Annotated in this window: 8 protein-coding genes; 3 read left to right on the top strand and 5 right to left on the bottom strand. The window is 45.6% G+C overall.

Features of this window, described 5'->3' with window-relative positions; genetic code table 11:
- Positions 1–1,423: PD-(D/E)XK nuclease family protein (locus VIN08_RS11280; RefSeq protein ID WP_331964674.1), on the top strand; the 1,423-nt coding region annotated here is incomplete at its 5' end.
- An 84-nt stretch (positions 1,424–1,507) separates the two neighbouring features.
- Here the strand turns inward: VIN08_RS11280 and VIN08_RS11285 are convergent.
- Positions 1,508–2,779, bottom strand: a complete 1,272-nt coding sequence (locus VIN08_RS11285; RefSeq protein WP_331964676.1) for a DEAD/DEAH box helicase — start codon at positions 2,777–2,779, stop codon at positions 1,508–1,510.
- Between the two features lie 212 nt (positions 2,780–2,991).
- On the opposite strand from VIN08_RS11285, the gene VIN08_RS11290 reads away from it, so the two are divergent.
- Together VIN08_RS11290 and VIN08_RS11295 are read left to right on the top strand one after the other, a co-directional pair.
- A complete protein-coding gene (locus tag VIN08_RS11290) occupies positions 2,992–3,189 on the top strand; it encodes a cold shock domain-containing protein (RefSeq protein WP_331964678.1) in 198 nt (65 codons plus the stop codon).
- A gap of 253 nt (positions 3,190–3,442) precedes the next feature.
- On the top strand, positions 3,443–4,591 hold the full coding sequence (locus VIN08_RS11295; protein WP_331964679.1) for a PAS domain S-box protein: 1,149 nt from the start codon (positions 3,443–3,445) through the stop codon (positions 4,589–4,591).
- 6 nt (positions 4,592–4,597) lie between these two features.
- Here the strand turns inward: VIN08_RS11295 and VIN08_RS11300 are convergent, their stop codons facing one another.
- The 4 genes from VIN08_RS11300 to VIN08_RS11315 form a co-directional block, all read right to left on the bottom strand.
- Positions 4,598–5,389, bottom strand: a complete 792-nt coding sequence (locus VIN08_RS11300) for a PhzF family phenazine biosynthesis protein (protein ID WP_331964681.1) — start codon at positions 5,387–5,389, stop codon at positions 4,598–4,600.
- Positions 5,390–5,405: 16 nt separating this feature from the next.
- Positions 5,406–6,305: an aldo/keto reductase gene (locus VIN08_RS11305; protein ID WP_331964683.1), complete on the bottom strand. Its 900-nt coding sequence runs from the start codon at positions 6,303–6,305 to the stop codon at positions 5,406–5,408.
- Between the two features lie 296 nt (positions 6,306–6,601).
- Positions 6,602–6,958, bottom strand: a complete 357-nt coding sequence (locus tag VIN08_RS11310) for a VOC family protein (RefSeq protein WP_331964685.1) — start codon at positions 6,956–6,958, stop codon at positions 6,602–6,604.
- A gap of 106 nt (positions 6,959–7,064) precedes the next feature.
- Entirely contained in the window at positions 7,065–7,667 is a 603-nt protein-coding gene (locus tag VIN08_RS11315) for an NADAR family protein (protein ID WP_331964686.1), read from the bottom strand.
- Between the last annotated feature and the right edge of the window lie 362 nt (positions 7,668–8,029).

The raw sequence follows: 8,029 nt of genomic DNA on the forward strand, positions 1-8,029 counted from the left end.
TATACTTGCGCGCGTGCAGGAGCTTACCACCAGCGAGCCCATGGAGCTGCGCATGCAGCAGCGCATGTTTCGCCAGGTGGTACGTGCCGAAAAAGTACCATTTACCGGTGAGCCGCTCAAAGGCATTCAGATCATGGGGGTACTCGAAACGCGTAACCTCGACTTCGATCATGTTGTTATACTTTCCCTGAACGAAGGTCTGTGGCCCGCTGCTCCACGACAAGGTTCCTATATACCACACAACATCCGCAAGGCATATCAGCTTCCTACTTCCGAACACCAGGATGCGATGTATGCGTATCTCTTCTACAGGTTGCTGCAACGTGCCGAGACGATCGATCTATACTATAACACCGAACCCGATGTGCTGGGCACAGGTGAGATGAGCCGCTATTTATACCAGTTGATATACGAAGCAAACTGGCCGCACGAACGCAAGATATTATACAACCCCGTGCAGGTGCATGAAGCAAAGCCCATCACCATCGAAAAGAAAACCGATGTGCTTGAAAAACTGGAACGTTACTTTGGCAAAGCGCTCACGCCTTCCACGCTCAATACATATTTAGAGTGTCGGTTGAAATTTTACTTTAAACATTTACTGGAGATACGCGAGCCCGATGAGGTAGAAGAAGAAGCGGATGCGCGCATCTTCGGAAATATATTTCACAAGGTGATGGAGCTCTTCTACCAGGATCTGAAACCACCGGCCGGCAACTGGACTATAAAAGAAGAGCATTTCGAAAAAGTAAGTACCAAACTCGATCGTCTTATTGAGCTTGCCTTCCGCGAGCATTTCCATTTACCCGAAACAAAAAAGTTTGAGTACGATGGTCGCCAACTGGTAGTAAAGGAAATGGTAAAGAAGTTTGCCATGAAAGTATTGGCGCATGATAAAGCGCATACTCCTTTTACGATTGAATTATTGGAAAGCAGAAACTTTACTACCTCTATACCGGTCATTCAAGGCACGCAATCACTCAATATCATTCTCGGTGGATTGATCGACCGCGTAGATAGAAAAGAAAATACGGTACGCATCGTTGACTATAAAACCGGAAAGGACGAGAATAAATTTGAAGATATACCTTCGCTCTTCACACGAGACCTGAAGCGTAACAAGGCTGCCTTTCAGGCCATGCTCTATGCGTGGGTATATGCCCAGCGTAACAACAGCGAACTTAACCAAGTAAATATCCAGCCTGGGCTCATCAACCGAAAAGAAATTTTCAAGGATGATTTTGAATACGGACTATATTTAGGCAAGCACCGCCTGAACGATGTAACGTCACTCCTCCCCGCGTTCGAACAACACCTGCACTTGCTCCTCAACGAACTCTTCAATCCCACTCAACCCTTCGATCAAACCGAAGACCTGAAGGTGTGTATGTATTGTGATTATCGGGAAATCTGCTCCAGATAATGTGTTGACGTGTTGATGTATTCATGTGTTGATGTAAAAGGCAACAACCTCAACACATCAACACCTAAACACCCCAACACAAATTTATCTATACCACTTCTTTTTCTTCTTCGGCTTGTCGGCATTGGGGGCCGGTGCGGGCGTGTGGGGCTTGCGTTGTGAGGGCGTGCGACTGGGATTCTGGTTGTTGGTGTTAACAGGCTTAGGCATGCCCGCATGTACCAGCGGGTATGGATGGTCTGTTATTACCGGTATCTTTTTACCGATCAGTTTTTGGATGTCGTCCAGGTATTCTTTTTCTTCTGCATCGCAGAAAGAGATAGAAGTTCCGCTGGCTCCTGCCCGACCGGTACGACCGATGCGGTGTACATACGTTTCAGGAACGTTGGGCAGTTCGAAGTTTATAACGTGTGTCAATTCTTCCACATCTATACCACGGGCAGCAATATCTGTGGCAACTAATACACGGGTCTTCCGCGATTTAAAATTACTCAGCGCGCGTTGGCGGGCTCCCTGCGATTTATTTCCATGGATCGCTTCTGCGCGTATACCGGCATCATTCAACTGCCGGGCTACACGGTCGGCACCATGTTTCGTGCGGGTAAATACGAGTGCAGTGGCGATCGATTTATCTTGCAGAATCAGGTTCAGCAGCTTCCGCTTGTTATTCTTCTCTACAAAATATACCGACTGCTGAATGGTGTTGGCCGTAGATGAAACAGGCGTTACTTCTACTTTTACAGGGTTGGTAAGTATCGTATTCGCCAGCGAAGCAATCTCCTGAGGCATGGTAGCCGAGAAGAAAATGGTTTGTCGCTTGGCTGGGATACGGGCAATTATCTTCTTTACATCGTGAATAAAGCCCATGTCGAGCATGCGGTCGGCTTCATCGAGCACCAGCATTTTAAGATGCTGCAGTTTTACAAAGCGTTGATCCATCAGGTCGAGCAACCTTCCGGGTGTGGCAATGAGTATATCTACACCGGCTTTCAGGGCATCGGTCTGCGTGCGCTGCGATACACCTCCAAAGATTACCGTGTGCGAAAGGCGCAAATGTTTACCATAAGCAGTAAAGCTTTCGCCAATCTGGATGGCCAACTCACGGGTTGGTGTCAGTATCAGGGCCTTTATACCCACAGGTCCTTTTACAAAAAGCTCATCCTGGTGCAGGATATTCAATATCGGCAGAGCAAACGCAGCAGTTTTACCTGTTCCGGTCTGCGCACAGCCCAGCAGGTCTTTACGTTCAAGCAAAACCGGGATAGATTGCGCCTGGATGGGTGTGGGTTTGGTATATCCTTCGGATTTCAGAGCGCGCAACAGCGGCTCTATAAGATTCAGATTTTCAAATGTCATGTTGTAATTAATCGTTCATGCAAGAGCGGCAAGAGGGTTTTAAACCTCGTATACTATCTGGCAACTACTTTTTCTGGGAAGTTTTACAGGAAGAAAGCGCAAAATTAAGCAATTAGTTCGATACTTTGTCGTTTAATTCCTGTTTCGCCCCTAAAAGGTGTATGTGGACTAATGTTTATCTCTTACCTTTGTCACCGATTTATTTAATTTCAATGAAAGAAGGAACAGTAAAATTTTTTAATGAAGCCAAAGGATTTGGTTTCATCAAGGAAACAGCAACGGGTCAAGATTACTTTGTACATATTTCCGGACTGCTTGTTGACTCAATCCGTCAGAACGATGTTGTGACGTTTGAACTCCAACAAGGCAAAAAAGGCGTTAATGCCGTTAACGTTCGGTTAGTAAACTAATTTGAAAACACCGTAATACTTAAAAGCCAGGGTAATGCCTGGCTTTTTTGTTTTCTAACCCCACCGCAGATATTCCGAAAAGCCGAAGGGTTGTTGGCATTATATTTTACTACAAGCCTGATTTATAAAATACACTTGCCAATAATCTGAAGATGTCATGGACCCTCTCTTACTTTCTATGAATCTGAAGGAGACGTTTTTTACGCTGGCAGGTTTTTCATATTTTGAAGTACCTACAGTCTAACGCACGTACATGTCTCAGAAAGCAGCTACACTCAACAATGCTCCGGATATATACCTGGAGAGGATGATTGCTGAGGTTCAGGATTACGCGATCATATTGCTCGATATCAACGGCACGATCATCAACTGGAACAAAGGGGCCGAGAAGCTGAAGGGCTATACTGCGCAGGAAGTGGTGGGCAAGAGTCTTCATATATTTTACCCGGAACACGACCGGCTCGCAGGATTACCTGAGAAGCTTTTGCATGAAGCCGAGCTCAACGGCCGCGCGGTATATGAAGGATGGCGCGTGCGAAAAAATAGAAGTTTATTCTGGGGAAGTATTGTTATTACAGCTTTGCACGATGATGAAGGTCGCGTGATCGGATTTACCAAAGTAACGCGCGATCTTACTGAACGAAAAGAAGCCGAAAACAAACTGGCGGCCAAGAACGCAGCACTTGAGCGGATGAACCAGGAATTGTCTTCTTTCGCTTATGCTTCCAGTCACGATTTGCAGGCTCCGTTGCGCAAGATCCGCTCGTTTATTGGGCGTATAGAGGAAACCGAAGACCATCTCTCCGATAAAAGTAAAGAGTATATACAGCGCATCATTACTACGGCTTCGCACATGCAGGCGCTGATCGATGACCTGCTGATGTACTCACGCACTACAACGCAGGAGCTACACTTCGAAACCACCGACCTTAACAAGATCCTTGCCGTAGTGCAGGCTGACCTGGAAGAAACCATACTGGATAAGCATGCTGTGATCGAGTCAGACGAGTTGCCGGTTGTGCTGGCTGTATCTTTCCAGATAGAGCAACTGTTTACTAACCTGCTGAGCAACGCACTGAAATTCACCCGGAAAGATATACCTCCTCGTATAACGATACATACAACCGTTGTTACAGGGGATAGCATTCCCGGATATAGCGGTGATCTTACCCGCACATTTCATCACTTGTCGTTTCAGGATAATGGTATAGGCTTCGACAGTGAATATAAAATAAAGATATTCGAAGCCTTTCAACGCTTGCACAGCAAGCAGGAATATAGCGGCACGGGCATAGGCCTCGCCATCTGCAAACGCATTGTAGAAAATCATAACGGCATTATTCAGGCAGAAGGAAAAGCAAATGAAGGTGCTACGTTCCATATATACCTCCCGACAATATAGATGATCTTACTGATCTATATAGATTGTTCCGGCCAGATACGTTCTGGCTTCTCCGCTCATATATACCCGCTCACCGGCATATATACATCCCAGTTTTCCAACCCGGGCCGATACTTGTAAAGCAGTCATTTCCCGTTTGTGCAGTCGCTCGCTCCAGAAGGGAATCAACGAGCAATGGGCTGAACCTGTAACGGGGTCTTCAAAGATAGTGGACTGTGGAGTAAAGAACCTCGAAACAAAATCAACGGTACGGCCAGGCGCAGTAATAATGATACCTCCCGGATCAAGGTTGATCTGGTCGAGCACCTGGCGATTCAACACAATATCCTGTATATCTTCTTCGGTTTCATATACCAATATATAATCGCGTGCTTTCCATACTTCTTTGGGCTGGCGGTCTATTCCTTTTCGAATGATCTCCGGCAAAGTTGCCACGACAGGCATACGCGATGGAAAGTCAAGCGTATAAGAATCATTACCCGGCTTTACGGAAAGTAGTCCGCTGCGACTTTCAAACCGAAGCTCGGCCGACTGATCCCCCAGATGCTGGCGCAGTACATGTGCTGTTGCCAGTGTTGCATGCCCGCAGAGATCCATTTCGATATCGGGTGTAAACCAACGGAGATGGTAGTGGTCACCAACAGGAATAAAAAATGCAGTCTCGGCAACTGCATTTTCCTGGGCTATCTTTAACATCAGTCGGTCGTCCAGCCAATCCGTTAGCGGAACCACGCATGCCGGGTTTCCACCAAAGATGGTATCGGTAAATGCGTCTACCTGAAAGACTCTGAGTTCCATAAAGTATATCTATACATTACTCCTGTATCTCACCACGCGATGCCGTATATAGCTCATACCAATCCTGGTGATCGAGCTGAATATTGAATGCATTGGCGATGTTCCGGATACGCTGCTCATCGCGTGTACCGATCAAGGGAAGCGCCTCCAGTTTGATAAGCCACGCTACGGCTACTGATTCTATATCCACACTATATTTCGCAGCGATCTCTTGCAGTTTCTTGCGAACACGCACGGCCTGCTCATCGGTACCGGCCGCGATTCTTCCGCTTGCCACAGGTGCAGACACCAGCGGGCGCATATAGCGTTGCTTGATATAGTCCAACTGGCCGTTATCCAACGCTGCAGTGTTGAGCAGGTTAAATTCCAGGTGGTGGGTTACGATGGGTGTATGCAGGTACGATGCCAGCAACTGATGCTGAAACACCGAGAAGTTTGCTACACCTATATTATTAACCTTGCCTGATTTTTTCAGTTTCTCAAGGGCAATGGCTGTCTCTTCGAGGTTCGAGATCGGATCGAGGTGATCCAGCAGAAATATATCTATATAGTCTGTGCGAAGTCTGCGGAGTGAATTTTCAACACTGGCCGTGATGTGTTTGGCGGAAGTATCGTAGTGCTTTACGCGTACGCTGGCATCAGATGCATGAGGTACACGCAGTCCGCATTTTGTAAACAGCACGAGGTCTTCGCGCTTGAATGATTTCTGGCTGATAACCTGTCCAAACAATTCCTCGCAGCGGCTGGATCCATAGATATCGGCATGATCGAACGTGTTGATCTCCAGTTCAAGACAAAGGTTTACAATCTTTTCCATTGATGACGCATTGTTCTCTGCTTCAGAATCCCAGCGGTAAAACCCATAAACGGCAGGAGAAACTTTCGGACCGGCATCACTAAGATAAATTTTCTGCATAAGGCATTATTCGGTTAGTATTACAAGTATCGTATTTAATATGCAAGAAAAAAAGAGGTGGTTAAGAAGGTCGCTGGCTACAGGCTTCTGGCTCCCAGCGCTTGAGCTTGAACATGAAATTATTCTCTCACAGACCAGCGCGGATAAATGCAAAAGTTTCCCACAGGACTCACAGAATTACACAGAATGAATGCAATATATACCTCATATTCTCCCGCAGATCTCGCGGATTGGCGCAGATAAATAACAAAATATATACTGCGTTTATCTGTGTTAATCTGCAAATTCTGTGGGAGCTATTCACACACGTCAGCTTGTTTCAACTCTACTTTTCTTCCATCGGGGTCTTCCAGCAGGCAGGTATATCCCCAGGATGTTGTGGCGGGCTCCTTTATTATCTTTATATTTTGAGTACGAACCTCTTCTATGAGTTGTTCCAAGTTGCTTACAGTAAATCCTAAACGCAATGTGCTGTCGGCAACTTCACTTTCTTTTAGTGGGTATATTTCAAAAACTACCTGATCGAGAACAGCGGCATAATGAAGAGGCCCTTGCCCATGGCGATGATGTTCGAAGTGTATACCCAGACTTTCGTAGAACCTGGCGGTTGCTGCTATATCGGAGGTCTTTATTACGATCAGGTTTATGTGCATGGTATATTTGTTTTCAGCAGGTAAATACAGATTTTTTTCCACAGAACTCACGGAATTGCACAGAATAAATTCAATATATACTATTTCATCTGTGAAATCTGAAGAGCTATGAATTCTTCCAAGGTGATGAAAGCTCTGCAGATATATAGTCGCCTTCTCCTATTGAGCGAAGGAAATTGCGCGCTTCCATCAGGGCAAATCCTAATAAGTTTGTGCCTTGCCAGGTATGGGGGTTATCAACCATCTTATGATCTTGCGATAAGCCTATTCCCCAAACAGCATCAGTAGGACTGGCTTCTACAATTACTTTATCGCCAGTATTCAACAAGTAATTTCTCAGCTCTTTGTTTTGATGAAATTTATGGATGGACCCCGTGCGTACAATTTCATATTTCCATTTATTCCATAACACCTCATCAAAGTTACGAACCTGTCGCCCCAGTGCTTTTACTTCTCCGGGTTTATCAGACACAATGATTTTGTTGACTATATCCCATTCCCTAAACAAAGCTGCTTTCTCTGCCATCATCCAATGTTCCGCAGTTTTATAGGTAATACCATCGACAGTAAACGATGAAGGATACCATTGACTGAACACAAATTTACCTATAGTCACACCGTGCTTACTGGTATGGCCCCAGAAGAACATATACTCTATACTTTCGCCACCATCAAATCTGGTGGTAAGCCACGCTAAATCGTATTTCATAATTCATCCTTCTCTCACGAATAATTTATTTCCCACAGAACTCACAGAATTGCACAGAATAAATTCAAATATATACTGCATTTGATCTGTGTTAATCTGTGAATTCTGTGGGAGCTATTTTGCATTCTTCTGCGTCAATCTGCGAGATCTGCGGGAGACATGTATATCATCAGCCGACAAGATAATACTTCAAACACAAACTCCTTCAACCTTTACCACCAAAACCATCAAACCCTAACCGCCCGGCCCCGGACGGATTCGTGCAGAAACGTTCATCACCCATCCTGGGAAAATATAGCTTTCGAATGCGCTTTCGCGATGTTTCTCTGTGGCATTACAATTGACAGGATGCGCTTAAAACC

Origin of the sequence: Ohtaekwangia sp. (assembly GCF_036568665.1) — a bacterium.
Lineage (GTDB): Bacteria > Bacteroidota > Bacteroidia > Cytophagales > Cyclobacteriaceae > Ohtaekwangia.

Coding starts and splice junctions, on each gene's coding strand:
- VIN08_RS11305 (WP_331964683.1), bottom strand. CDS start 6,305: ATGCAGAAAATTTATCTTAGTGATGCCGGTCCGAAAGTTTCTCCTGCC.
- VIN08_RS11295 (WP_331964679.1), top strand. CDS start 3,443: ATGTCTCAGAAAGCAGCTACACTCAACAATGCTCCGGATATATACCTG.
- VIN08_RS11290 (WP_331964678.1), top strand. CDS start 2,992: ATGAAAGAAGGAACAGTAAAATTTTTTAATGAAGCCAAAGGATTTGGT.
- VIN08_RS11310 (WP_331964685.1), bottom strand. CDS start 6,958: ATGCACATAAACCTGATCGTAATAAAGACCTCCGATATAGCAGCAACC.
- VIN08_RS11285 (WP_331964676.1), bottom strand. CDS start 2,779: ATGACATTTGAAAATCTGAATCTTATAGAGCCGCTGTTGCGCGCTCTG.
- VIN08_RS11315 (WP_331964686.1), bottom strand. CDS start 7,667: ATGAAATACGATTTAGCGTGGCTTACCACCAGATTTGATGGTGGCGAA.
- VIN08_RS11300 (WP_331964681.1), bottom strand. CDS start 5,389: ATGGAACTCAGAGTCTTTCAGGTAGACGCATTTACCGATACCATCTTT.